The sequence below is a fragment of the Cryobacterium sp. Y11 genome (assembly GCF_002929535.1).
Taxonomy (GTDB): domain Bacteria; phylum Actinomycetota; class Actinomycetes; order Actinomycetales; family Microbacteriaceae; genus Cryobacterium.
Genome location: NZ_PJJO01000061.1, coordinates 469143 through 492475, shown reverse-complemented (window position 1 = coordinate 492475; position 23333 = coordinate 469143). Strand labels below are relative to the sequence as shown.

Below are 23333 nucleotides of genomic sequence, written 5' to 3'. Positions count from 1 at the left end.
TGCCAGGCAAATGTCTCGCGCGCGCTGGCCAGGTGCGCGAGACGCCGCAGGTTTAGCTCGCGGCAGCGGGTTCCCGCGAGTCGGCACGCGTTCCGACGCGTTGGCCGACCACGGCGGAGACCCCGTCTTGCCGCATGCTGACGCCGTAGAGGGCATCCGCTATTTCCATAGTGCGTTTCTGGTGGGTGATGACGATGAGCTGGCTGGTCTCGCGCAGGTCTTCGAAGATGGTCAGCAGCCGGCCGAGGTTGGCGTCATCGAGGGCCGCTTCGACCTCGTCCATGATGTAGAACGGGCTCGGTCGGGCCTTGAAAATGGCGATCAACAGGGCTACGGCAGCGAGCGAGCGTTCGCCGCCGGAGAGTAGCGACAGCCGTTCGATCTTCTTGCCGGCCGGCTTAACCGACACCTCGATGCCCGTGGTGAGCAGGTTGTCGGGGTCGGTCAGCCAGATGCTGCCGCTTCCGCCGGGAAACAGTACCGGGAATACCTCGGCGAACGCCGCCTGGGTATCGTCGAACGCGGCCGAGAAGATGGTCTGCATCTTGATGTCGATGTCGGCAATGATGGTCAGCAGGTCGCTCCGGGTCGAGGTGAGGTCGGTGAGCTGCTCGGTGAGAAAGCGGTGCCGCTGTTCGAGCGCCGCGAATTCTTCCAGCGCGAGCGGGTTGACCCGGCCCAGCTGGCCGAGCTTGCGTTCCGCGGCAGCGAACCGTTTCTGCTGTTCAGCTCGGTTAAAGCGGATGCCGCCGGCCGCGCTGCCCGCGGACGTCGCGCCATCACCCCAGGCGCCATGGTCGCTCCAGTCGTGGTCGTCGGTGTCGCTCGCCCCGCTGCGGCGCGCGTTGCTTCCATCGGCTGTACCGACGTCGGTGCGCTCAGAGGTGATCGTGCCATCGGGCGGAATCAGTTGGTCTGGCCCATATTCACCGACGAGCACATCTTCGGTCAGTCCCAGTTCACTGCCGGCGCGTTCGAGCAGGGCCGAGAGGTGCAACTTCTTCTCGTAGATCTCGAGTTCGAGGCCGTGCACGTTATCGGTGATCGACGCCAGGCGCTCACGCAGGGCGTTCTCGCCCTGCCGCAGCTGCTGCAACTCGGCGTTCTGGCTGGTGCGTTCAGCCTCAGCGTTGACTAAGCGCAACCGTGCCTCGGCGACCGAGCGGTCGGCCGCGGCGAGCACGGCCGGAAGCGCTTCGGCGACGCGGGAAGCGGCATCCACTTGCCGGCGGCGAATAACAGCGCGACGAGCTGCGGCCTCGGCCACCGTGCGGTCAGCCACGAGCTGCTCACGCAGGGACACGACGCGCGCCTCGGCCGCACGCACCCGTTCGCGAGCCGTTTCGACCCGGAGGCGCGCCTCGACCTCGGTCTCGCGGTCGGCCTCAAGCTCACGGTATAGCGCGTCTCGCACGGTCGCATCGAGGAGAGGTCGCGGCCGGGACTCTGCGGTCACCAGGGTGGCGGCCGCCTGAGCTACGACCGCTTCGACCTCGACAACGGCGCTGCTGGCGAGCTTGAGTGCGGCGGCGACCCGCTCGAGGTCGGCGGCAGCAGCATCGGCCTGCACCGTGAGGCGTCCGCGGCGTTCCGTCTGAGTGGCGAGCTGGGATTCGAGTGCGCGCACGGCCACCCGCGCGTTCACCGACTGCTCTTGGTGCACCTGCAGCAGGCTGCGCTGTTCGCCGAGGTCGAACCGTACCTGCTCGATGACCGACGTGACGATTGCCAGCTTCTCGGCGGCGGTGTCGCGTTCGGCAACGAGTTCGAGCTTGCTCGGCCTGGCGCCGGAGCCACCGCGCACGACCCAGGGGCTCAGCACCTCGCCGGCGAGCGTGATGATCGTCAGCGAGTCGGGCAGTTGGGCGGCACGGGCCAGGTCGAGATCGTCGGCGATCACGGTCTGAGCGAGCAGCGCGTGTACTCCGGCCGGCCCGTCGACGACGGACCTCGCCCAGCGGATGCCGGCCTTCGCATCAACATCGACGGCGGGATAAGCACCGGGATCGGCACCGGGATCAGCACCGAGATCAGCACTGGGATCAGCACTGGGAAAGCTGGTGGGAAAAACAGTAGGAGTAACGCCAGGATCGACAGCTGGAGCAGTGGTGTCGCCACCGTCAGCGATGAGGAGCTCTACCCTCCCAAGATCATCGGTGTGCGCGTGCCCGATGGCATCTAGAGCCGCCTCGCGGTTCTCGGCCAGCACCGCGTCGGCCAGCGACCCGAGCGCGGCGGCGATCGCTGCCTCGAAGCCCGGCTGGACTTGCACATGGTCGGCCACCAAGCCGCGGATACCGGCCAGCTGCGCGCCGAGGAGCGCGGTGGAGCCGTCTTTTTGGTCAAGGGCGAGGGAAAATGCACCCTGACGGGCCGCCTGGGCGTCGCGTTCTCGCTCGTGCCGGTGCAGCTGGTCGCGCAGCCGCTCCACCTCGGCCTCGATGCGCTGCACCGCGGCTTGCGCCAGCTCGAACACCTCGGAAAGGTCGCCCGAGTCGGGTTCGTCGGCGAGCACTGTGGTGTCAAGCTCGTCGAGCTGCTGCTGCGCCTTCCGGCTGCGATCGGTTGCCGCGTCGAGGGCGTTTTGCTGCCGTAATTGTTCGCCGCGCACGGCCGCAAGCCGAGACGCCGCAGTCTCGGATTGGCCCCTCAACTGCGAAATTTCAAGGTCGTGCCTGGTCACGAGCACGGCCTGCGCGGCGATGTCTTCGTCGACAGCGTCGAGCTGCAACCGTGCGGCCGCGCTCTGTTCCCGGGCGCTGCCCCAGGCTGCCTCAGCCACCCCGATGCTCGCCCGCAACTGCTCGACCTCGTCCGCAGCATCCGTCAGCATGGCCGGCGTGACGCTGGAGGCGGGAGCAGAAGACTCGGCCTGCGAACCCAGCAGGGCCAGCCGCTGGTTGGCGAGGGTGAACAGGCTACGTAGACGTTCCTGTACCGATTCGAGGCCATAACTGGTGCGGCGGTCCCGGTCAACGGCATCGCCAGTCTGGGCGAGTTCGAGCCGTTGCACGCGCCCTTGTTTCTGCGTGAGCTGCTCCTGTAGAACGACGCGTTCAGTGTGCCGTTCGCTCTCGACGCGATTATGGGAGTCGAGTGCCGTGCGCAGGGTAATGACGTCGTCGGCGAGGAGTCGGGCACGGGCGTCACGCACGACGGCCGCGATGGTCTGCGCCTCCCGAGCAATTTCGGCCTGGTGGCCGAGTGGTTTGAGTTGCCGGCGAATCTCTCCGGCAAGGTCGCTGAGCCGGGTGAGGTTGGTCTGCATGGCGTCGAGCTTGCGCAAGGTCTTCTCTTTGCGACGTCGGTGTTTGAGAATACCGGCGGCCTCTTCGATGAAACCGCGGCGTTCCTCGGGGGTGGCGCGCAGCACCGCGTCGAGCTGGCCCTGCCCGACGATGACGTGCATCTCGCGGCCAAGCCCGGAATCGCTGAGCAGTTCTTGCACATCGAGCAGCCGACAGGTGCGCCCGTTGATGGCGTATTCGCTCGCGCCGTTGCGAAACAGGGTGCGCGAGATGGTGACTTCGGAGTATTCGATCGAAAGCGCGCCGTCGGCGTTATCGATGGTGAGGGTAACCTCTGCCCGGCCGAGCGGTCCTCGGGTCGACGTGCCCGCAAAAATGACGTCCTCCATCTTGCCGCCGCGCAGGGTTTTCACGCCCTGTTCGCCCATCACCCAGGCGAGCGCGTCGACCACATTGGACTTGCCCGACCCATTCGGACCGACAACACAGGTGACGCCGGGCTCGAACGCGAACGTCGTCGACTGCGCGAACGATTTGAACCCCTTGAGGGTGAGGCTCTTCAGATACATCGGTCACCCTTTCGGTCGCTTACCCGTGAAGCAGTGGTCGCGGGGTTGATTCAACGCTACCTTGCCCCACCGACACTGACCGGGACATCCGTTTCTGCACAGGAGTGGCGTGCAGAACTGCGAAGATCACCGTGATGTCGACGGCTTTCGAGGCGGTGCCGGGGGCGGGGGTGAAATTGTCCGCTGTTCTGTACGGAGCCAGGCGCACGGACTACTGTGGCGCAGCATGAGCAACTTCTCGATCGAGGAACTCGTCATTCCTGCGTCCCCGAATGCGCCCGGCTGGCCTTCCTGGGAGGCAGTCGCCGCGCTCCGCAACATCGTCGAAGCTGAGGGTTTTGGCACGGACGACCTGCAGTACTCGGCGGACGAGCTGCTGCCGGGGTGGCTCAACACCACATATGATCCCAAGCGCATGTTCGTGGCCCGGGTCAACAGCACCGTCGTGGCCCGCGCCACCTACGAAACCCTGCTCGAACCGAATGACAACCATGCCTGGCTGGGCGTGCAGGTGCTGCCGGCTTGGCGCCGCCGTGGCATCGGTGCTGCCCTCGCCGACCGGGTCGAGGCCCTAGCCGCGACCGAGAACCGGCGCGAACTCATCGCCTACACGGTGTCCGCCGAGGCCACTGGCGAACGTCTGGCCGCCCCGACCGGCTTCGGTTCGGTTCCGCGCGATAACCCCGAGGTGCGTTTTCTTCTCGCCCATGGTTATCGCCTCGAGCAGGTGGAGCGCGGCAGCCGACTCGCCCTGCCCGCCGACGACAGCGTAATCCGCCGCTTTCGAGCGGATGCTGCGGCGCGGGCCGGTCGCGATTACACCGTGCACTGTTGGAGCGGGGAAACTCCCCCGCGGTGGCGCGACGACCTCGCACTCCTTTTTACCCGCATGAGCACCGATGCCCCGACGGCCGGTCTCCAGGAGCCAGAAGACGTCTGGACCGCCGAGCGGTTGGTGAGCGCAGAGGCCTCCCGCGCTGCCAGCCCGCGGCGTATGCTCACCGCGGCCGCACTGTTCGAGCCGAGCGGTCATCTCGTCGCCTTCACTCAGCTGTCAGTTCCGGCCGAATCCAATCGGTCCGTTGGTCAGGAAGATACCCTCGTGCTTCGGGAGCACCGCGGCCACCGCCTCGGCATGCTGCTGAAAAGTGCGAATCTGGAGTATCTTGCGCAGGCGAGCCCCGGGCATCCGTCGGTGACAACCTTCAACGCGGAAGAGAACCGGCACATGCTCGACGTCAACGAGGCGCTCGGTTTCGTGCCGATGGGCTATGAGGGTGCCTGGAAACGCGTCGAAACGATCGCTGGCCTCGCCGAAAAACACTAGGTCGCTCGCGATTCATGGTGCAACGCGTACGCCCAACTGCTGCGCCCCGGTTCGGAGTCGCTGGCCTTACACTGCACACACACTGTCGGCGCCTCCGATCGCGCGAAAACTTGCCAGGTGCACTGCGTCGGCACCTCGAAGCGCGTAACTGCTGGCGAGTTGTCCCACACGTGCGGTGACGGTGTCAGTAAGTTCAATCGCCCTGACGGTCATCCACACGTGTTCCCATCCCGTCTCAGCGCGCGCCTGTTGATCCGGGGTAAGTCGATGCGCTCGCCCCGCTGCGGCCAGAGCGGCACGTACTTCGGGATAGGCAAGTTTGCTCGACACAGCCGCGTCGCAACCGTCCCACAGATCGGCAGCGAAATCGCTGCCCTCCTCCTCGACGATCAGCTTGACGAATGCGCTGCTGTCGAAGTAGACGATCGTCATGCGCTTTAGCGGCGCTGTTCGGTGACGAGACCGGCCACCGGGCCGCTGGCATGGGCCCTCAGAATGCCGCGGGCCGCGGGGTGCCACGCAGGCCCTCAATACCCCCTCCCAAACGAGCCGCTCCAAAATTGAGGTGGTGTCCACTTGGGTCAGGCGAGCCACCGGAACACCCCGATCCGTCACGACGACCTCTTCACCACTTCGCACCCGTTCGATCCAACTCGACAGCTCTGCGCGTAAGGTGCCGATCGCTACTTCCATGTCGCGACCGTACAACTGACAGTTCCAGATTGGTACAGATTGGCTCCTCCCCGTCTGCGCCTGGTGGCTGGCAGTCCGCAGACCGGGTTGCGTTGGGCGCATAGTGGTCTCGACCACCGGGATGGGCGCGTTACGCGGGAACTGCGCCGCTACGCGGGAGGCCGAACTCCGGCGCACTGGCGCAGCTCCCGCGCGGCGCATGGCGCGGGAGTAATGGCCAGACCCGAACCCCCGCGCACTGGCGCACCTCCCGCGCAGCGTGCAGGACCGCATCGGCCTCGATGCACCAACGCCAGCGCAGCCAACGCCCAGCGCAACGCGGCTACCGCAGCCGCTGGCAGCGCGGGCAGAAGTGCGAGCCCCGGTTCATGAATTGCTCACGCACGAGAAGGGTGCCGCAGCGGGAGCACGGCGTGCCCTGCCGGCCGTAGGCCTCGAGGCTGTGCGCGAAATAGCCGGACTGACCGTTCACATTCACGTATTGGGCGTCGAAGCTGGTGCCGCCCTCGGCCAGGGCGCGTTGCAAAATGGTGCGCACGGCCGCGAGCAAGGTCGTGGCTTTCGCGTGTGACAGCGATGCAGCCGGCTGCTCGTAGTGGATGCGCGCGGCGAACAGCGCTTCGTCGGCGTAGATATTGCCGATACCGCTGATCAGGTTCTGGTCGAGCAGGGCCCGTTTGATACCGGTCTTCTTGCGCGCCAGGGCCGCGAAGAAAGCGCTCGCAGAAAACGACGGGTCGATCGGGTCGCGAGCGATATGCGCGACCTGCGACGGAATGCGGTGCTGCCAGGCGGCATCCGCTTCGCTGGTTGCCGAATAGCCACCGGAAAACCCGTCAGCGGTCGGGCCCATGGTATCGACGGCCATGCTGCCGAAGATGCGCTGGTCGACGAAATTGACCCACAGTTCGCCGTGGGTCGGGTGTTCCAGCGTCAAACGGATGCGCAACATACGATCGGGCGCCGCTCCCGGTGCGCGCAGCAGCACCTGGCCACTCATCCCGAGGTGAATGACCACCGCGCGGCCGCTGTCGAGCGGCAGCCACAGAAACTTGCCGCGGCGCACGGCCGCGAGAATTCGTCGCCCAACAAGCCGCTCGGCGAACGATCCGGCCGCCGGCGCGTGCCGGCGCAAGGAACGCTCGTCGAAGATTTCGACCCCGGTAACCAGGGCGTCGGTCACGGCCGGCTGTAGGCCGGCGCGCACGACTTCAACTTCGGGCAGTTCCGGCATAGGCAGAAAAGTTAGAGTGCGTTGAGCCGGTCGATGGCGTCGCGGGCCGCGGCCATCTCGGCGAACTTCTTGCTCGGGCCAACGCCCTGGGCGGTCACGGCCGAGCCGATAACGACCGTCGCGACGAACACCTTGGAGTGATCGGGTCCGCTGTCCTCGAGGGTGTAGACAGGAACGCCGACCCCCCTGCTCGCGGCGAGCTCCTGCAGGCTCGTCTTCGGGTCCATCGACACGCCGAAGTGGCCGGGCTCGGCCAGAAGCGGCTCGATCAGGCGCAGCACAAACGCGGTGGCGACTGCGCCACCAGCATCCAAGAACGTCGCGCCGATAAGCGCCTCAACGGTGTCGGCCAAAATGGAGGCCTTGTCGCGTCCCCCGGTGAGAATCTCGCCCCGACCGAGCAGAATGTACTCGCCCAGATCAAGGCCGCGAGCGATCTGCGCGAGGGCTGCCGTCGACACCAGACTGGCCCGGCGCTTGGCGAGGTGCCCCTCGTCGAGGTGAGGGTAGCTGCGGTAGAGCATGACCGTGACGGCTTGACCCAGAATCGAGTCGCCGAGAAATTCCAGACGCTCGTTGGTGGGAATGCCGCCATTTTCGTACGCAAAAGACCGGTGGGTCAGAGCAAGCTCCAGAATCACCGGTTCAATCTGCACGCCGAGGGTCGCCAACAGGGGCGACCGCTCGGTCTTCACGCTTTTCATTGACCGAGTTCTGGTCTATGGAGCAGCGACGACTTAAATGTCGGCGACTTTACGGCCCTTGTATTCCATGAACAACGGGGTGCCGGTGGAGTCGGTGACGACCTTGGCGCGGTGAGGCAGGCTGTAGACAACCTTGCCGCCCTCCATGGTCTTCACGAGGGTGGGAGGCGTGGCCTTCCACTGCGCGCGACGCGAGTGGGTGTTGGAACGCGACATCTTGCGCTTCGGAACTGCCATGACTACTTCTCTTCTCTGTCTGAAACATGGGTGTCCGCACCCATGTCGTTGTCTGTGGAAGCCGTGAACCCCGCCAGCGCTGACCACCGGGGATCGAGCGCATCGTCGGAAACGAGTTCGGGCAATTCGTCAAGCGGCTGTCCGGTCTCACTGTCAAGACCAGGGCAATCCCGCCGACATACCGGCTGGAACGGAAGTGATAACACTACCGCGTCCCGGATCAAAGATTCCAAATCGACATGGTCGTCCAAAATCTCAAACTCGAAGGCTTCCTCCTGAGGATAACCGAAAAGCTCCGCAAAATGAACTCGAACCGGCAGGTCGATGTCTTTCAGGCAGCGGCCGCACTCGCCAAGCGCCCGCGCATACACCTCGACGCTCACCAAAATTCCCTCGTGCATCGCCTCAAGCCGCAGCTCAGTCGACAGAATCGACCCGGCTTTCACGGCTACGAGGCCGGCGCCGAGGTCGTCGGGCACTGCAATGTCGAGGTGGCGTTCGTGCATGGTGCCTGGGCGGTTAATGAGGTCACGCACATCGACCGTGTACGGCGTCTTCTTGAACTTAGTCACGGTCGTAAATTGTACGCTTTCTGCGTGGGTGCTCCGTTCAGGAGGCGATCGTGCTGGCCCGACGCTCGCCGCCCAGCAACGCACCGAGCGCGGTGAACAGCGAGGCAGGCAAAACAACAGCCCGCAAACGGATGCCGACACTCGCGCACCGGGTCAGCGCGCGCACGACCCGGGTAAGGTCCTCGGCCAGGGTCGGTGCCGGCGCACCGGCGCGATCGAACCGAGACCGCTCGACCGCGAGCAGCACCCGTTCCAGCGCCTCCGCTGTGGCGGCGTCGAGGGTGCCGAGCCGCTCCAACCGTGCCGCGAAGGCACGCGGAGTCTCGGTGTCTGGCACGGGAATCCACTGATCGCGACAGGTGTGCTGCAACTCGGTCCACGCGGTGGTTGCGCCGGCCTCTCCGGAACGGATGCGGCGCAGCCGCCGGCGCCGCAGCATCCGTCTGCCCGCTGCCGGCAGGAGGAGCAGCACGAGCCCGAGCGCGCTGAAGCCGACGACGGACGACAGGTTGCTGGCGCCGGAGGCCGTCTGCGCGGCGGCGCCGCCTTCGAGGGCCGTATCGTCGGCGAGCCGGTCGGGGCTCAGACCGGGAGCGCTCGTGGCGGCGGCTCCACCTGGCAGCGCCGACGATGTGCCGGAATCCACTATCGTCTCGTAGTTGGGTACCGTGCCGCGGCCCGGCGTCGGCTCAAATCGCACCCAGCCGATGCCGACGAAGTACAGCTCCGGCCAGGCGTGCAGGTCGTGCGAATCAACGTCGTACCGCACAGCGCCCGTCTCTTGGTCCTGCGATTTCACGCCGGGTAGATAGCCGAGCGACACCCGAGAGGGAATGCCGAGCGTGCGCGCCATGGCAGCCATGGTCGCAGCGAAGTGCACGCAGTACCCGCGCTGGGTTTGCAGAAACACGCCGATCACGTCGACGCCGCCACCGTCATAGCCATCTTCGACGGGCGCTTCGGTGTCGTAGGTGAAGACGCTGCTACGCAGGTAGTTCTGGATGGCAACGGCGGCGTCATAGTTCGACGCCGTTCCGGCCGTGACCTGCCGGGCCGTCTCCTCGATAATGAGCGGCGGTTCCACCGGCAGTTGAAGATTTTCTTGCACGCTCGCTGGAAAGTTTGTGCTCGAGCTGCGCAGCTGCGCGGCGGTCGGTTCAAGTTCAAGCGCCGACACCGTGTACTTCTGGCCGAAGGTGTTCGCTGTAACGCTTGCGATTGCCCGGGTGCGGCTATCCCAGTACCAGCGGCCGGTGAGCCCCTCGACGCTGGTCGCGCGGGCCGGTGCTGGCAGCCAATGACTGTTGACGCCGTCGATCACGACCGCGGTCGACGATTGGGTGGTCTCCACGTTGGCGGCGAGCCCGAACGGACGCTGGATGTCATCGACGGTGTTGCGGGTGTCTGTTCGATCTGTGCGCGCCGTCCAGTTCAGTCCGATCACCTCGTCGAGGGTCAGCAGGGTGAAATATGGCCGCTCCGTGCCGGTGGACGTGTAGTGAAACGCTGGCCCGGCCTTGGGACGACGCAGGTCCTGGCCCAGGCTGATCATGGGGCTGACCCCGCTTCCAAACAATAACCCGCCGGTTCGGGGCGAGACCAACCCGCCCGCCGTCAGCGCTGGCGCAATCGCACCGAGCACCAGTGCACTGACAATGGCGATCGATCCCACCGCCAACGTTCCCCACATTGGCCCGGGGCCGCGCGGCTGCGCGGCACGGTACGACCGGGGAGCGAGCGGTCCGACCGGCGGATGCCGCGTCTCCTGCGCTCGATGCACGTAAACGTCCACGCGCAGCAGCAGCAAAAACGCGATGGCAGCCACAATAAGCGCGGGGAGGTCTGCTCCGTCCTCGATAACAAAACTAGGCGCCAGCAGCGGCACCAGCACGGGAACCGCACCGAGGGCTGGCCAGCGAAAAGTGATGGCCAACAGGTCCATCACAACGGCGATGAGCCCGGTACCGCTGGCCAACAAGAAGAGGATGCCGATGGTCACCTCTGCTGGCGTGCTCTGCTGGGCGATGGAGGCCACCCCTGCGTCGACCAGGCCGCTGAAAGTCTGCACCGTTTTTGGCGTCGGAAGGAGCCAGAACAGCCCGGTTCCCGCGCCGAACAGCAGCGTCAGTGTTCCGACGAGCACCGCGGTGTTCGCGAATGGAACGACCCGGCGAGGCACTCCCAGACGTCGAAGCACCGCAGCGCCAAGCAGCACGGCCGTTGCCACGGCCGCACACACCCACCACCACGCGCTACCCCGCAACAACGGTCCGAGGGCCGCACAGGAGATCAGGAGCAACAGCAGCATGGTGAGGGCGAGAGGCCAGAGTGCGGCATCCGGGCCGCCGCGCCGGCGCCTCACCGGTCGCGGCGGTATGGGCACGGTCGGGTGCTGTGCAAAACCGACCGCTGGAGCCGGCTTGGTCGCCGGGCTAGTCATGAACGGAGCCTTGCTCCTGAAATACGCCCTCCCAGGCGCCGGGCAGGTCTTCGGCCGTCTGAAGCTCGACGCAGCGCCAGCCGGCCTCCTGCAGCCGCTCGCGGGCACGCGCGACTACGGTGCGTGCCACCAACGCGACGGCGGGCTCGCAGTGACGGGCGAGCGCGACGAGGTCATCGACATCCGCTTCAGAGACACTGGCGAGCATCGCAAACGTCGGCAGAGAGAGTTGCGCCCCGCGGAGCGCTGCCCGCACCGGAGCGCGGCGCGCCGCGGCGATGCGCTCGCTGCGACTGGGCCACGGAACCGGAACCACGCTCGCCAGGCTCTCCAGCAGCATTCGGTCACCGCCGGGAGCGCGGTAGACGGCCGGCACGTCACCGTGCAGCCCGCCCAGAGCCTGCTCAGCGCCACGAGTCTGCTCCCCCCCGGGCAGGAGCTGGCTCGCACCGAGTTCGCTCACCTCGACGCGGTAGCCGGCATCGAGCAGGTGCACACCAACGGATGCCGCCAGCTCGACCACGAGTTCGAATGCGGCCACGAGATGCGGCGGCACCCGACCGGCACCCATCGCAGCGCTTCCAGCCAGGGTGGTGTCAAGCACGATACGGGCCTCTGGGTTGCTGCGCGACTCCTCCTGCCGCACCATGATTTCGCCGTGCCGAGCCGTGGCCGGCCAGTTCACGCGCCGCATCGGGTCACCCGGGCGGTATTCGCGAGCGATGAGTTCGTCCGAGGTCACACTCGCCTGACGCAATAACTCGCGGATCGAACCGTCATTGCCGGTCTGGCCCAGTGCACTGCCCGGCAGGGGTATGACCCGCGGCGTCACGATCAGGTCATGCGGTTCACCCGCCACACGCGTGCTGTGGGCGAATCCAAACGGGTCATGCCGGGAGACCAGTAGCGGACCAATCTCGTACACCCCACGCTCCCGCGGCGTCACCGTGTATTCGAGCCGCACGCTGTCGCCGGTCGCGCCAAATTTGTCCACGAGCAACAGCGGGCTTGCCGCAGCCACGTTGATTCCGGGTTCGGGAGTGTCTGACCAGCTGGCACCGCTCAGCGGTGTCGCCGAGAGGTTGCGCAGCTGCAACGAGACGACACTTTCTCCCCCAGCGGGTACGACCGATGGGCGAAAGGTACGGATCACCTCAACGCGGGCTGGGCGTAGCGATACGTAGCCGATCGCCACGAGCGGGGCCATGGTGAGCAGCCCGGCCACGAAAATGAGGTCCCGGCTGTTCACCACCACGGCGGTGATGAGCAAAACAATGCCGGATGCGAAACACAGTCCGCCGCGCAGGGTAAATCGTGCGCGCAATCGCACTGCCAGATGCACGAGCCAGGCCGGACGGGTCACCCGTCCCGAATCACCGACAGCGCGCGCGTCCATCCGCTACGGCTGTCCTGCTGATCCAACCGGCCGAACCGGAACGGCGTGCACCGCCGGCGTCTCCCCCACTGGCACGGGAGTATCGGCCAGAATGCGGCGCACGATATCGTCGATCACCGGCCCGCTGTCCTGATGGTGATGCCCGAGCGCGCGGCTGGTGGGAACCAGTCGGTGTCCGAGCACGGCAACGGCGAGTGAATCGATGTCGTCGGGAAGTACGTATTCTCGGCCGTTCAGGGCCGCTTGTGCTTTCGCAGCGCGGATCAGCTGCAGCGTCGCGCGCGGGCTGGCGCCGAGGCGCAGATCGCGATCATCGCGGGTGGCCCGACTAATATTCACGGCATATTCTTTGACCGCGGCCGAGGCGAAAATTGTGCGGGCCGTGTGCATCATCGCCCGCAGAGTCTCGCCCGACACGACGGCCGCGATCAGCGCGAGCGGGCTGTTCGTGTCGCGTGAGTCGAGCATGGCCAGTTCCGACCGGGAGTCGGGATACCCCATCGAGATGCGGGCCATGAACCGGTCCCGTTGCGCCTCAGGAAGGGCATAGGTGCCTTCCATCTCGATCGGATTCTGGGTGGCAATAACGGTGAAAGGCAGTGCCAACGGGTAGGTAATGCCGTCGACGGTAACCTGGCGCTCTTCCATCGATTCCAGCAGCGCCGACTGGGTTTTCGGGCTGGCGCGGTTGATTTCATCACCGATGACAATATTCGCAAAGACCGGCCCTGGCTTGAATTCAAAGCGGCGCTCCCCCTGGTTGAAGACCGATACGCCGGTCACATCGGAGGGCAGCAGGTCGGGGGTGAACTGGATGCGTCCGACGGTGCAGTCCACGGATCGAGCGAGTGCCTTGGCGAGCATGGTCTTGCCCACGCCGGGAACATCTTCGATTAACAGGTGGCCTTCGGCGAGCAGCACGGTCAGCGCGATCTGCACCGCCTCGTGTTTGCCGTCAATGACCGTCTCGATGTTGCGCATGATGGCCCGACCCGCGGCTTGCAATTCGGACAGGTCTACCAGCTCGGGCAGATCACCGGCTGACACGTCCGTGACCCGCACTGTGTCGACCGACGGCTCTGAAGCGCGAGGCGACTGATCAAATGCCGAGGCGCGCGCCGGCTGATTCATACTCGCGACCGCTCCAGATATTCAGCGACGGCTCGTGGCACGTACGGCGAGACGTCGCCACCGAGGCCGGCCACCTGACGCACCAGCGAGCTGGAGACGTGGGCGTTGGCGGGATCCGGCAGCAGAAAGACCGTTTCGACGGCAGCCAGGTTGCGATTGACGATGGCCATCGGAGTCTCGTAGGCGACGTCAACCTGCGAGCGGATGCCCTTCACCAGCACGCTCGCGCCGACATCCATGCAGTAGTCAACGAGCAGGCCCATGCTCCAGCTGGCGACGACGATGTTTGTCGGCAGCCCGGCGTCTTTGATGGCTTGTTCCAGCAGCGACACGCGCTGGCTGATCGGCAGCAGGGCCGATTTGTCGGGGTTGTGCACGACAAGAACGTGAAGTTCGTCGAACAAGCCGGCCGCGCGATTGATCACGTCCAAGTGGCCCAGTGTGACGGGGTCAAATGATCCAGGGACGACGGCGATCCTGCGCATGGTCACACCCTACTGCCACAGACTGACGGTGCGCTGCCCGGTAGCGGGCGACGAGTGAGCATATTCAACCTTTCACGAGCCAGGTGCGCTCGGATTCGTTCAGCCGACGCGCGATCGCGTCGCGCAGGGCCGGGTTGGTGCGGATGCCCGGATCCCCCGAAACGAGGTGGTACGCGGCTTGTCGCGCCTCGGCAATTAGATCGCCGTCCACAGCTACCCGCAGAAAACGCAGCGACGTTCCCTCGCCGGATTGCATGTCGCCGAGCACATTGCCCTCGCGACGCAGCGCCAGGTCGAGTTCGGCGAGCCGGAAACCGTCGAGGGTCGCGGCGACATCACCGATGCGCTGGCGGGCAGGCGACCCGGTGCGGGAGTTGGTGACCAACAGACACAGCCCCGGCACACCGCCACGTCCAACTCGACCACGCAACTGATGCAACTGAGAAACGCCGAAGCGTTCAGCGTCCAGCACCACCATGGCCGAAGCGTTGGGCACGTCCACACCGACCTCAATAACGGTCGTTGCGACGAGAACGTCGATCTCACCGTCGGCGAACGCGCGCATGATGCGATCTTTTTCGTCGCTCGTCATGCGTCCGTGTAGGGCTTCTATACGATATTCGGCCAGCGGCGCGAATCCGCGCAGCTTCTCGTGCACGGTCTCGACGTTGGCGAGCGGAATCTTCTTGTCGTCCTCGGACACTGGTTCTGTCGCGGCCTCTGAGCCTTCTTCAATCTCGGCTGGCGAAATTGCCGGGCAGACCACAAAACCTTGCCGTCCGAGAGCGAGTTCCTCGGCCAATTTGGTCCAGATGCGTTGAAACCAGCTCGGGTGATCTGACAGCGGCACGACAATGCTGGTGATGCCCTGACGTCCGGCCGGCAGCATGCGGATGGTGCTCACGTCCAGGTCGCCGAATACGGTCATGGCAATGGTGCGGGGAATCGGGGTAGCCGTCATGACGAGCACATGCGGTGGCTCTGCGCCCTTGAGCCGTAGAGATTCCCGCTGCTCGACGCCGAACCGATGTTGCTCGTCAATCACGATCAGACCAAGATCGAAGAAGGTCACGGTGTCACTGAGCAGGGCGTGGGTGCCGATCACAATGCGTGACTGGCCAGATACCGTGCGCAGCAGGGCCTTGCGCTTCTGCGCTACCGGAAGTTTGCCGGTGAGCAGGGTTGGCATGAGTTCAGCCGCGAGATCGGGGCCGAGCAAGGTCGTAATCGACCGCAGGTGTTGCCCGGCCAGCACCTCGGTCGGCGCCAGTAGCGCCGTCTGGCCGCCGCTATCGGCCACGGCCAGCATAGCCCGCAGTGCCACGACGGTCTTGCCGGAACCGACCTCGCCCTGCAACAAACGGTTCATCGGGCCGGACTGGGACATGTCGGTAGCAATTTCGACCGCGCAGATCTCTTGGTCGACCGTGAGCACGAAGGGCAACGCGGCGTCAAAGCGTTCCAGGTACCCGCCGGGCGTTGGAACACGCGGCCGGGTGCGACGCTCCCTTGCCAGGCTGTGCCGCTGCATCAGCGCGCACTGCAGCACCCAAGCCTCGGTAAATCGCAGGGTGTTCTGTGCGGCCATCCACTGTTTTTCATCATCCGGGCTGTGAATCCAACGGATGGCCTGGGTGTGGCTGAGCAGGCCGTGTTCGGCCCGGAGATCGTCGGGAACAGGGTCCGGCAGAGTACCAATGCGCCGCAGGACCTGGTCGATCATCATTTGCAAGTTCCAGCTGGGTTCGGCCGCCGTTGCCGCGTAAATCGGAATGAGCGGCTTGCGCCGGAGCCGCACCGCCGGGTCGTCGCGCTCCTCTTCTTCTTCGCTCTCAAAGGTTTTATACGACGGATTCGTCAATTGACTCTCGCCCCTGTACACGCGCACTTTGCCGGAGAAACTGCCGCGCAGGCCTGGTCGTAATTGTTTGAGGCGCCACTCCTGGCTATTTTTACCGAAAAATGTGAGGGTGAACTCGCCTCCACCGTCGGAGATCACCACTTCAACGATTGTGCCCGGCCGCGACGACATGCGTTTTTCATGTACAGAAACAATGTCTGCGATGACCGTGATGTTGGCGCCGGGCGTGACTTGATTCAGGGGCCGGAGCACCTCGCGGTCGGCGTAATCACGGGGGTAGTGGCTGAGCAGATCGTTGACGGTATGCATGGCGAAGGCCTTCAACAACGCCGTGGCCTGAGGCGCGCTGAGGGCTTTTTTCAGGGGAGTGTCAAGCGTCAGCGGTTCACGCTGGGGAACTGGCAATGCAACACCATCGAATTCGGGGCCATGGGTAGCGCTCGAACCGGTCATAATTCCATCGTAAACCGAGCCTCCGACAGGGCAGCTAGGCTCAAAGAGTTATGACGCGAATTATTTCCGGGTTTGCCGGCTCTGTGACCCTGGCCGTTCCAAAATCGGGAACGCGGCCGACGAGCGACCGGGTGCGCGAAGCCATTTTTTCGGCACTCGACTCACGGGACGCCGTGTACGGCATGCGCGTGTTGGATTTGTATGCTGGCTCCGGCGCATTGGGCCTCGAGGCTGCCAGTCGCGGGGCGCGGGTGGTGACGCTCGTCGAGAACAGCTATGGAGCCGCGGCCATGTGCCGTAAGAACGCCGAAGCCGTGCAGCGCTCAGCGCCGACAGGCACCGAACTGAAGATTGCGGTGTCATCGCAGGCGGTCCAGTCGTTTTTGGCCGCTACTAAGGACGGCTTCGACGTTGTGTTCATCGATCCGCCCTATGACCTCAGCGAAGTCGAGCTCGGGCACAATTTGAGCGCGCTCGCTCCACTGCTGGCCGAAGACGCGCTCGTGGTGCTTGAGCGCAACTCGCGCTCACCCGAGCCGGACTGGGGCGCGCAGCTCGCGCTCGAACGTCGCAAGGAGTACGGCGACACGACCGTCTGGTACGCCTCCCCCATCGAACAAAACTAGCCCGCCGCACCGTCCCAGCCACGGTAAGGGTCCCAGCCGCCGTGAGCGTGTAGCACGCCGTCGAGCGTGATCGATCCGGCCGGGAGAGAAGCGGATGCCTCGGTGACAGTGCCGAGACGGCGGAAGCTCGCCGGGAGAACGGCGTCGGACGCAAAGGTAGCCAGCAGCCCGTGGTCTTCGCCGCCGCCGAGAGCCACCTCGATGCGATCGCCCAGGCGGGCGGAGTCGAAGTCGATGGCGACGCCGCTAGCCCTGGCGATACGACCGGCGTCGATGGCCAGCCCGTCCGAGACATCGAGCATGGCTGTGGCTCCGGCGAGGGCAGCGATCGGACCGCTCTCGATCGGCGGCTCGGGGGTGAGCTGGGCGGCCACCTCGCGCGGGTGGGTGAGCTTGAGAGCATTGGCACGGTCAATGTCGGGTACTCCGTTGGCGTCGACGCCGAGGCGAAACAGCAGCTCAAGGCCGACTCCGGCATCGCCGAGGCGCCCAGAGAGGGCCACAGTGTCCCCGACGCGCGCACCAGAGCGCACAACAGGGGCTCGGCCCTCAAGGTCGCCGAACGCCGTCACGGCGAGGGTCAGGGCGTCGGAAGCCGACAGGTCGCCGCCGACTACTCCGCAGCCGGGAGCTAGGGCCTCACAGCAATCGCGCAATCCGTCCACGATGCCTTCCAAGACCGAGACCGGTGTCGACGGCGGAGCAGCGATCGCGACGACCAAGGCGGTCGGGCGTGCGCCCATAGCGGCCACATCGGACAGGTTGGTCGCGGCAGCCTTCCAACCCAGATCGTGCGGTGTCGACCAGGCCATGCGAAAGTCGGGGCCCTGAATCATCATGTCGGTCGTGACGACGAAACGGCCGTCGGGCGCGGCGATGACGGCTGCGTCGTCGCCGGGGCCCAGTAGTTGGGCGGCTGCCACCGGCAGTCGCGGAAAGATCCGCGCCAGAACGGCGCCCTCGCTGAGGTCTGCGAGAGTCTCGCTTGGCGAAGTCGTTGGTTCGGACGTGGCGGTGTCCGCAGCCGTCGGCGTATCCGTCAGTTCAATCGCGGCCAGTCGCAGCGAGGACTCCGGAGTGGGCGACGGCGTGCGGTCTGAACGCGGGGCATCCGCAGCAGTAGTCATGTAAGAAACGGTAACCTGAATACGATGTCTCACCGATTCCTGCTCCCATACTCCGTGCCGCGACGCGCAGCCGTGGCCGCCCTGACCGTTCTGGCGAGTGCGCTGCTGCTCGCCGGCTGCGCCGCCGCCGTGCCGCTGACCGCCGCCCCGGATGCCACCAACGTGACCTGCGCCGACGTCATCGTGCATCTGCCGTCTACGGTCGCCGATCAGGAGTCACGGGAGACGAACGCGCAAAGCACCGGAGCCTGGGGGGACCCTGCCGCCGTACTGTTGCACTGCGGCGTCACGGTACCGGCACCAACGACGCTGCCGTGCCTGAATATCAACGGAGTCGATTGGATCGAAGACGACTCCGCGGCTCCGACGTACCGATACACCACGTACGGTCGCGATCCGGCCATCGAGATCGTGATCGACTCCGAAGTCGTGAGTGGTTCAACGGCGCTCGTCGACGTGTCCAACGCGGTCGGTTATGTGCCGGTGACCGGAGCGTGCATCGGCGCCGAAGACGTGCAGCTGCCTGCCGACGGGGCCACGACCGCTCCGTAGCCTCTGGTCTGGTTTCTCGTGTAGGCGCGTTCCGCAGACCGAGTCGCGTTGGTCGATGGGGTCTCGGCACGCTCGACCAACGGGAATGGGAGCGTCCCCGAGGCTGGATCACGACGATCGATGGCCAGCTTTAGCGCAAAAACGCCTCAATACGTCGTCGCGATGACACGGTTCCGAGCGCGGCAACGGGTCGGTTGCCTCTACTTTGCGCTACGCGGGAGATACGCCACTGCGCGGGAGGCCAAACCCCCGCGTAGCTGCGCAGGTCCCGCGAAACGCGTGGCGCGGGAGCTACGGCCCGGCTACAGCTCCCGCGCACTGGCGTAACTCCCGCGTAACGAAGTCCAAGCCAACGCATACCGGCGGACTCGGCGCTCAGGAGCCGTGGCGGGCGTGGGCCATGGCTACAGCGATGAGTTCGTCGATCAGCTCCGGATAGGTATAGCCGCTGGCCAGCCAGCAGCTCGGGAACATCGAGATGCTCGTGAAACCGGGCATGGTGTTGATCTCGTTGATGACCCAGCCGGTCGCCGTGAGAAAAAAGTCCACCCGGGCAAGTCCGGCTCCGCCAATGGCCTCGAACGCACGAATCGCTAAGTGCTGAACCTCGGCTAATTCCTCGGCAGTCAGTGGCGCAGGGCAGACCAAATCGACACCGGGTGCATCGAGGTACTTCGCGGCAAAATCGTAGAAGTCGCGGCCGGTCACGACGACCTCGCCGGCCACGGAGGCGCGCGTCGGATCGCCAGGGCGCCCCTGTAGCACGGCAATCTCGAGTTCGCGACCGATGAGCCCGGATTCGATCAACACCTTGTTGTCTTCGGCGAGTCCAACGGTCATCGCCTCGGCCAGCTGATCCGGCGTTGAGACTCGACTAACGCCAACGCTCGACCCAGCACGCGCCGGCTTGACGAAGGCGGGCAGCCCCAGCTCCTCCAGGGCAGCGTAAGCCGTTCCCGGGGCTTCCGCCCAGTCACTAGCGCTCAGGGTACGCCACGGCGCTACCGGCAGTCCCGCCTGCTGAAAGACGCTCTTGGCAAAGTGCTTATCCATGCCCAAAGCGGATGCGAGCACTCCCGACCCGACATAGGGCAGGCCGAGGAGGTCGAGCATGCCCTGAATGGTGCCGTCCTCACCGAACGGTCCATGCAAAATTGGGAATATGAGGTCGACCGGGCCGAGCGAGCGCTCACCCGCTGCATCGACGACGGTCATTTCCCGGCTCGACGCACTCTGCGGCCAGCGCACCCTGCTGCCGTTGTCAGCGACAACGGGCAACGCAGAAGAGTTGAGGGCGAACTTGGCCGGGTCGTTGTCTTCGAGTACGAACGCGCCCTCATGGGTGATTCCGACCGGAATGACGGTGTACGCTTCAGGGTCGAGGGCTGCCAGCACCCCGCCCGCCGTGGCGCAGCTGATCGAGTGTTCGCTGGAACGCCCCCCAAAGAGAAGCACCACCGTGAGCTTGTCCATCGTCAAGTGTCCTTTCGCCCTGCGGTTCGCCGGAGTCAGTTGTGAGGTGCGGCGCAATGTCGCGGGGGTTGAGTGTGCCGTCGAGAACCTGACGTACTTGTTCGACGATGGGCATCTCGACGCCCTTGGCGCGGGCGAGTTCGAGAATGGGCTTGACCGACGCGAGGCCTTCAGTGGTCTGCTGCATCTGCGTGACGACATCGTTGATGCTGTAGCCCTGGCCGAGCAGCCGTCCAGCCGTGTTGTTGCGCGATAGAGGCGACTGGCAGGTGGCGATGAGGTCGCCGAGTCCGGCCAAACCGGCCAACGTCTCTGCCTGGGCACCATAAGCAACGGCAAAGTCGGTCATTTCCACCAGGCCGCGCGTAATAATCGACGCCTTGGTGTTCTCGCCGTAGCCGACACCGTCGACGATGCCGATGGCGACCGCTATAAGGTTCTTCAGCACGCCACCGAACTCGGTACCGATGACGTCGGTGTTGACATAGGAGCGAAAGTAGCGGTTTGTGGCGAGTTTGGCCACGGCCTGCGCGGTCTCCAGACTCGACGAGGATACGACGGCGCCGGTGGGCTGTTCCTTGGCGATTTCGAGGGCGAGGTTGGGACCGCTGATCGCGGCGATGCGATCGGGGTCGATGCGCAGCACCTCTTCGATCACCGTGCTCATGCGCATGCCGGTCGCGCGTTCAACGCCCTTCATGAGCGAGATGACAATCGCGTTCGCTGCCAGATACTCTTCGACCTGCTTCAAATTCTCCCGCAGGGACTGGCTCGGCACCGAGACGAACACCATCTCGGCGTCGGCCAGGGCGAGGTCGAGGCGGCTCGTGGCGCGCAGACCCACCGGCAGGTTCACGCCGGGCAGATAGTCGCTGTTGCGACGGGCCTCAGCAATCTCCCTGGCCAATTCGGGGCGGCGAGCCCACAGAACGACGTCAGCACCGCCATCCGTCAGAATTTTAGCGAATGTCGTTCCCCAACTGCCCGCACCTAAAACGGCCACCCGGGTGCCTGGTTGAATCTTGGGCTGCTGGGGGGTTCTAGGCTTCAAAACGACCGGTCTCTTTCTGGTTGTGCTCCGCCGGATTCCAGCGCTTGACCGGCGCTTTTTCGCCGCGCAGATCTTCGAGCAGCGAGGTGATAGCCACCATCACAACCGCTGTCGCTTCGTTCAGCGTTGCCATGTCGAGGCTGCGCCCCCGAAATTGCGAGAGATCAACCGGGTCGCCAATTTTCACGGTGATGGTTTTGCGGGGAAAAGGGTGAATCTTCTTGGAATATCGTTCCATCAGGTGCTGGGTACCCCAGTGGGCGGCCGGCACGATGGGAATCCCCTGCTCGAGCGCGATACGCACGGCACCGGTCTTGCCGCGCATCGGCCACAGGTCTGGATCACGGGTGAGCGAACCTTCCGGGTAGACGACGACCATCTGGCCCTGGTCGACGAGGCGCTGGGCGGCTTTCACCGGTTCGCTTCCGCGCACAGAACCGCCGCGCTGCACCGGAATCTGACCCGATTTGCGCAGTACAGCGCCGATGACGGGAATAGTGAAAATTGATTCCTTCGCTAAAAACCGCGGCATCCGCCCCAATTTCCAAGCCACGACGCCCATGACCACCGGGTCAATTTCGCTGTAGTGGTTTGGCGCGAACACAAACGCGCCGGTGCGGGGAAACTTGTCCGCGTCGATGATCTCATACCGCGCGGCGACGTTCATCACCGGCAGAATCAGCCCAGCGAGAATCCAGAACGCGCTCGGACGGCTCTTCTCCGAACGGGTTCGGGTCGGTGTCTTGAAGGCGGCGGGAACGTCGTTATTATCAGGCACGCGCCTATTATCCTTCGAGATCGAAGTCCGCCCCCAAAAGCCGCAGCTTGCCGATGAAGTTCTCGTAGCCGCGGCTGATGATTCCCACATTGCTGACCGTAGAGGTGCCATCCGCCGAAAGCGCCGCGATTAGGTGGCTGAAACCGCCGCGCAAGTCTGGCACGACGACGTCTGCGCCGTGCAGCTTCGTCGGTCCGGTAATGACGGCGGAGTGATTGAAATTGCGCTGGCCAAATCGGCACGTATGGCCGCCGAGGCATTCCTTGTGAATTTGAATGGTGGCGCCCATCTCGACGAGCGCGTCAACGAAGCCGAACCGCTGCTCGTACACCGTTTCGTGCACGATGGACGTGCCGTGTGCCTTGGTCAGCGCGATAACGAGCGGCTGCTGCCAGTCCGTCATGAAACCGGGGTGAACGCCCGTTTCGATAATGACGGGCTTGAGATCGCCGCCGGGGTGATAAAAACGGATGCCGTCATCGTGGATGTCGAACGCGCCACCGACCTTGCGGAAGACGTTGAGAAAGGTGATCATCTCGGCCTGCCTTGCGCCACCGACGAAGATGTCACCGTCGGTGGCGAGGGCTGCGGCCGCCCAGCTGGCGGCCTCGTTGCGGTCGAACAGTGCGCGGTGGTTGTAACCCACCAGGCGTTCGACGCCCTCGATGCGGATCACCCGGTCGGTATCGACCGTGATGATGGCGCCCATCTTCTGCAGAATGTTAATGAGGTCCATGATCTCGGGCTCGATCGCCGCACCCTTGAGCTCGGTGAGGCCCTCGGCCCGCACCGCGGTGAGCAGCACCTGCTCGGTAGCGCCGACGCTCGGGTACGGCAGCTCGAGTTTGGCGCCCTTGAGACCGTTCGGCGCCGACATCCGAATGCCGTTGGGCTGTTTGTCGACGACGGCGCCAAATTTGCGCAGCACCTCGAGGTGAAAGTCGATCGGGCGGTCGCCGATGCGGCAGCCGCCGAGGTCGGGAATGAACGCCTCGCCGAGCCGGTGCAGCAGCGGTCCGCAGAACAAGATGGGGATGCGGCTGGAACCGGCGTGGGCATCGATGGCGGCGAAGTGCGCGCTCTCCACATTGACCGGGTCGAGAAGGAGCGTTCCTGGCTCGTCGCCCTCGGTGACCTTGACGCCGTGCACCTCGAGCAGACCGCGAACGATGCGAACATCGCTGATGTTCGGAACGTCCTTGAGCACGCTCGGGGTCTCGCCGAGAAGAGCCGCGACCATGGCCTTGGTGACGAGGTTTTTCGCCCCCTTCACCTCGATCCGGCCGACCAGCGGGCTCCCGCCGCGGATGGTGATCTTGTCAGCGGTCAAACCAACGGATGCTCCGTGGTTTTGAGCGCTGCCCCGCTCGTTCGCC

19 protein-coding genes and 1 pseudogene are annotated in these 23333 nt (G+C 65.0%); 3 read left to right on the top strand and 17 right to left on the bottom strand.

Annotated features, from left to right (window positions below; genetic code table 11):
- Positions 1-52: 52 nt before the first annotated feature.
- Entirely contained in the window at positions 53-3817 is a 3765-nt protein-coding gene (locus CXY75_RS18995; protein WP_104084324.1) for an AAA family ATPase, read from the bottom strand.
- 226 nt (positions 3818-4043) lie between these two features.
- On the opposite strand from CXY75_RS18995, the gene CXY75_RS18990 reads away from it, so the two are divergent.
- Positions 4044-5144 carry a GNAT family N-acetyltransferase gene (locus tag CXY75_RS18990; RefSeq protein WP_104084323.1) on the top strand — a complete coding sequence of 367 codons (1101 nt, stop codon included), beginning with the start codon at positions 4044-4046 and terminating at the stop codon, positions 5142-5144.
- A gap of 66 nt (positions 5145-5210) precedes the next feature.
- Here CXY75_RS18990 and CXY75_RS20665 read toward each other — a convergent pair whose 3' ends face one another.
- The 11 genes and pseudogenes from CXY75_RS20665 to CXY75_RS18935 all read right to left on the bottom strand — a co-directional run bounded on the left by CXY75_RS20665 (position 5211) and on the right by CXY75_RS18935 (position 16350).
- The gene (locus tag CXY75_RS20665; protein ID WP_104084425.1) at positions 5211-5576 is read right to left on the bottom strand and encodes a type II toxin-antitoxin system VapC family toxin; all 366 of its coding nucleotides are present in this window, start codon (positions 5574-5576) and stop codon (positions 5211-5213) included.
- A gap of 195 nt (positions 5577-5771) precedes the next feature.
- Positions 5772-5837: pseudogene (locus tag CXY75_RS21170) on the bottom strand (type II toxin-antitoxin system prevent-host-death family antitoxin); the annotation flags it as partial.
- Between the two features lie 322 nt (positions 5838-6159).
- The gene (gene mutM / locus CXY75_RS18975) at positions 6160-7071 is read right to left on the bottom strand and encodes a bifunctional DNA-formamidopyrimidine glycosylase/DNA-(apurinic or apyrimidinic site) lyase (RefSeq protein ID WP_104084322.1); all 912 of its coding nucleotides are present in this window, start codon (positions 7069-7071) and stop codon (positions 6160-6162) included.
- Positions 7072-7082: 11 nt separating this feature from the next.
- Entirely contained in the window at positions 7083-7775 is a 693-nt protein-coding gene (gene rnc / locus CXY75_RS18970) for a ribonuclease III (RefSeq protein ID WP_104084321.1), read from the bottom strand.
- 33 nt (positions 7776-7808) lie between these two features.
- Complete coding sequence (rpmF, locus tag CXY75_RS18965) at positions 7809-8012, bottom strand: 50S ribosomal protein L32 (RefSeq protein ID WP_092108959.1); 204 nt, start codon at positions 8010-8012, stop codon at positions 7809-7811.
- 2 nt (positions 8013-8014) lie between these two features.
- On the bottom strand, positions 8015-8584 hold the full coding sequence (locus CXY75_RS18960) for a DUF177 domain-containing protein (RefSeq protein ID WP_233202022.1): 570 nt from the start codon (positions 8582-8584) through the stop codon (positions 8015-8017).
- 37 nt (positions 8585-8621) lie between these two features.
- Positions 8622-11024, bottom strand: coding sequence for a DUF3488 and transglutaminase-like domain-containing protein (locus CXY75_RS18955; protein ID WP_104084320.1), 2403 nt, complete (start codon positions 11022-11024; stop codon positions 8622-8624).
- Positions 11017-12420: a DUF58 domain-containing protein gene (locus CXY75_RS18950; RefSeq protein WP_104084319.1), complete on the bottom strand. Its 1404-nt coding sequence runs from the start codon at positions 12418-12420 to the stop codon at positions 11017-11019. Before CXY75_RS18950 ends, CXY75_RS18955 begins: the two co-directional genes overlap by 8 nt.
- A 3-nt stretch (positions 12421-12423) precedes the next feature.
- A complete protein-coding gene (locus CXY75_RS18945; protein WP_233202044.1) occupies positions 12424-13401 on the bottom strand; it encodes a MoxR family ATPase in 978 nt (325 codons plus the stop codon).
- A gap of 146 nt (positions 13402-13547) precedes the next feature.
- Positions 13548-14036, bottom strand: a complete 489-nt coding sequence (gene coaD, locus CXY75_RS18940) for a pantetheine-phosphate adenylyltransferase (RefSeq protein WP_104084423.1) — start codon at positions 14034-14036, stop codon at positions 13548-13550.
- 64 nt (positions 14037-14100) lie between these two features.
- Complete coding sequence (locus CXY75_RS18935; protein ID WP_104084317.1) at positions 14101-16350, bottom strand: ATP-dependent DNA helicase RecG; 2250 nt, start codon at positions 16348-16350, stop codon at positions 14101-14103.
- A gap of 50 nt (positions 16351-16400) precedes the next feature.
- On the opposite strand from CXY75_RS18935, the gene rsmD reads away from it, so the two are divergent.
- Positions 16401-16976, top strand: coding sequence for a 16S rRNA (guanine(966)-N(2))-methyltransferase RsmD (gene rsmD / locus CXY75_RS18930; RefSeq protein ID WP_104084316.1), 576 nt, complete (start codon positions 16401-16403; stop codon positions 16974-16976).
- Here the strand turns inward: rsmD and thiL are convergent.
- The gene (thiL, locus tag CXY75_RS18925; RefSeq protein WP_104084315.1) at positions 16973-18103 is read right to left on the bottom strand and encodes a thiamine-phosphate kinase; all 1131 of its coding nucleotides are present in this window, start codon (positions 18101-18103) and stop codon (positions 16973-16975) included. The genes rsmD and thiL overlap by 4 nt on opposite strands.
- A gap of 24 nt (positions 18104-18127) precedes the next feature.
- Here thiL and CXY75_RS18920 point away from each other — a divergent pair, with 24 nt between their 5' ends.
- Positions 18128-18655, top strand: coding sequence for a DUF3515 family protein (locus tag CXY75_RS18920; RefSeq protein ID WP_104084314.1), 528 nt, complete (start codon positions 18128-18130; stop codon positions 18653-18655).
- A 375-nt stretch (positions 18656-19030) separates the two neighbouring features.
- Here the strand turns inward: CXY75_RS18920 and CXY75_RS18915 are convergent, their stop codons facing one another.
- Genes CXY75_RS18915 through murA form a run of 4 tightly spaced genes read right to left on the bottom strand, consistent with a single transcriptional unit; the run spans position 19031 to position 23287 of the window.
- Positions 19031-20128, bottom strand: coding sequence for a D-alanine--D-alanine ligase family protein (locus CXY75_RS18915; protein WP_104084313.1), 1098 nt, complete (start codon positions 20126-20128; stop codon positions 19031-19033).
- Entirely contained in the window at positions 20028-21179 is a 1152-nt protein-coding gene (locus tag CXY75_RS18910; protein WP_233202021.1) for an NAD(P)H-dependent glycerol-3-phosphate dehydrogenase, read from the bottom strand. The genes CXY75_RS18915 and CXY75_RS18910 overlap by 101 nt, the downstream gene beginning before the upstream one ends.
- A complete protein-coding gene (locus tag CXY75_RS18905) occupies positions 21169-21957 on the bottom strand; it encodes a 1-acyl-sn-glycerol-3-phosphate acyltransferase (RefSeq protein ID WP_233202020.1) in 789 nt (262 codons plus the stop codon). Before CXY75_RS18905 ends, CXY75_RS18910 begins: the two co-directional genes overlap by 11 nt.
- 7 nt (positions 21958-21964) lie before the next feature.
- Positions 21965-23287, bottom strand: coding sequence for a UDP-N-acetylglucosamine 1-carboxyvinyltransferase (gene murA / locus CXY75_RS18900; protein ID WP_233202043.1), 1323 nt, complete (start codon positions 23285-23287; stop codon positions 21965-21967).
- Positions 23288-23333: the final 46 nt, after the last annotated feature.

What these genes read in the sequence shown, in the direction of transcription:
- rsmD (WP_104084316.1), top strand. Translation starts at nt 16,401, where the DNA reads ATGACGCGAATTATTTCCGGGTTTGCCGGCTCTGTGACCCTGGCCGTT.
- rpmF (WP_092108959.1), bottom strand. Translation starts at nt 8,012, where the DNA reads ATGGCAGTTCCGAAGCGCAAGATGTCGCGTTCCAACACCCACTCGCGT.
- rnc (WP_104084321.1), bottom strand. Translation starts at nt 7,775, where the DNA reads ATGAAAAGCGTGAAGACCGAGCGGTCGCCCCTGTTGGCGACCCTCGGC.
- CXY75_RS18995 (WP_104084324.1), bottom strand. Translation starts at nt 3,817, where the DNA reads ATGTATCTGAAGAGCCTCACCCTCAAGGGGTTCAAATCGTTCGCGCAG.
- mutM (WP_104084322.1), bottom strand. Translation starts at nt 7,071, where the DNA reads ATGCCGGAACTGCCCGAAGTTGAAGTCGTGCGCGCCGGCCTACAGCCG.
- CXY75_RS18915 (WP_104084313.1), bottom strand. Translation starts at nt 20,128, where the DNA reads ATGGACAAGCTCACGGTGGTGCTTCTCTTTGGGGGGCGTTCCAGCGAA.
- CXY75_RS18920 (WP_104084314.1), top strand. Translation starts at nt 18,128, where the DNA reads ATGTCTCACCGATTCCTGCTCCCATACTCCGTGCCGCGACGCGCAGCC.
- CXY75_RS18990 (WP_104084323.1), top strand. Translation starts at nt 4,044, where the DNA reads ATGAGCAACTTCTCGATCGAGGAACTCGTCATTCCTGCGTCCCCGAAT.
- thiL (WP_104084315.1), bottom strand. Translation starts at nt 18,103, where the DNA reads ATGACTACTGCTGCGGATGCCCCGCGTTCAGACCGCACGCCGTCGCCC.
- CXY75_RS20665 (WP_104084425.1), bottom strand. Translation starts at nt 5,576, where the DNA reads ATGACGATCGTCTACTTCGACAGCAGCGCATTCGTCAAGCTGATCGTC.
- CXY75_RS18955 (WP_104084320.1), bottom strand. Translation starts at nt 11,024, where the DNA reads ATGACTAGCCCGGCGACCAAGCCGGCTCCAGCGGTCGGTTTTGCACAG.
- CXY75_RS18935 (WP_104084317.1), bottom strand. Translation starts at nt 16,350, where the DNA reads ATGACCGGTTCGAGCGCTACCCATGGCCCCGAATTCGATGGTGTTGCA.
- CXY75_RS18950 (WP_104084319.1), bottom strand. Translation starts at nt 12,420, where the DNA reads ATGGACGCGCGCGCTGTCGGTGATTCGGGACGGGTGACCCGTCCGGCC.
- coaD (WP_104084423.1), bottom strand. Translation starts at nt 14,036, where the DNA reads ATGCGCAGGATCGCCGTCGTCCCTGGATCATTTGACCCCGTCACACTG.
- CXY75_RS18945 (WP_233202044.1), bottom strand. Translation starts at nt 13,401, where the DNA reads ATGCGCAACATCGAGACGGTCATTGACGGCAAACACGAGGCGGTGCAG.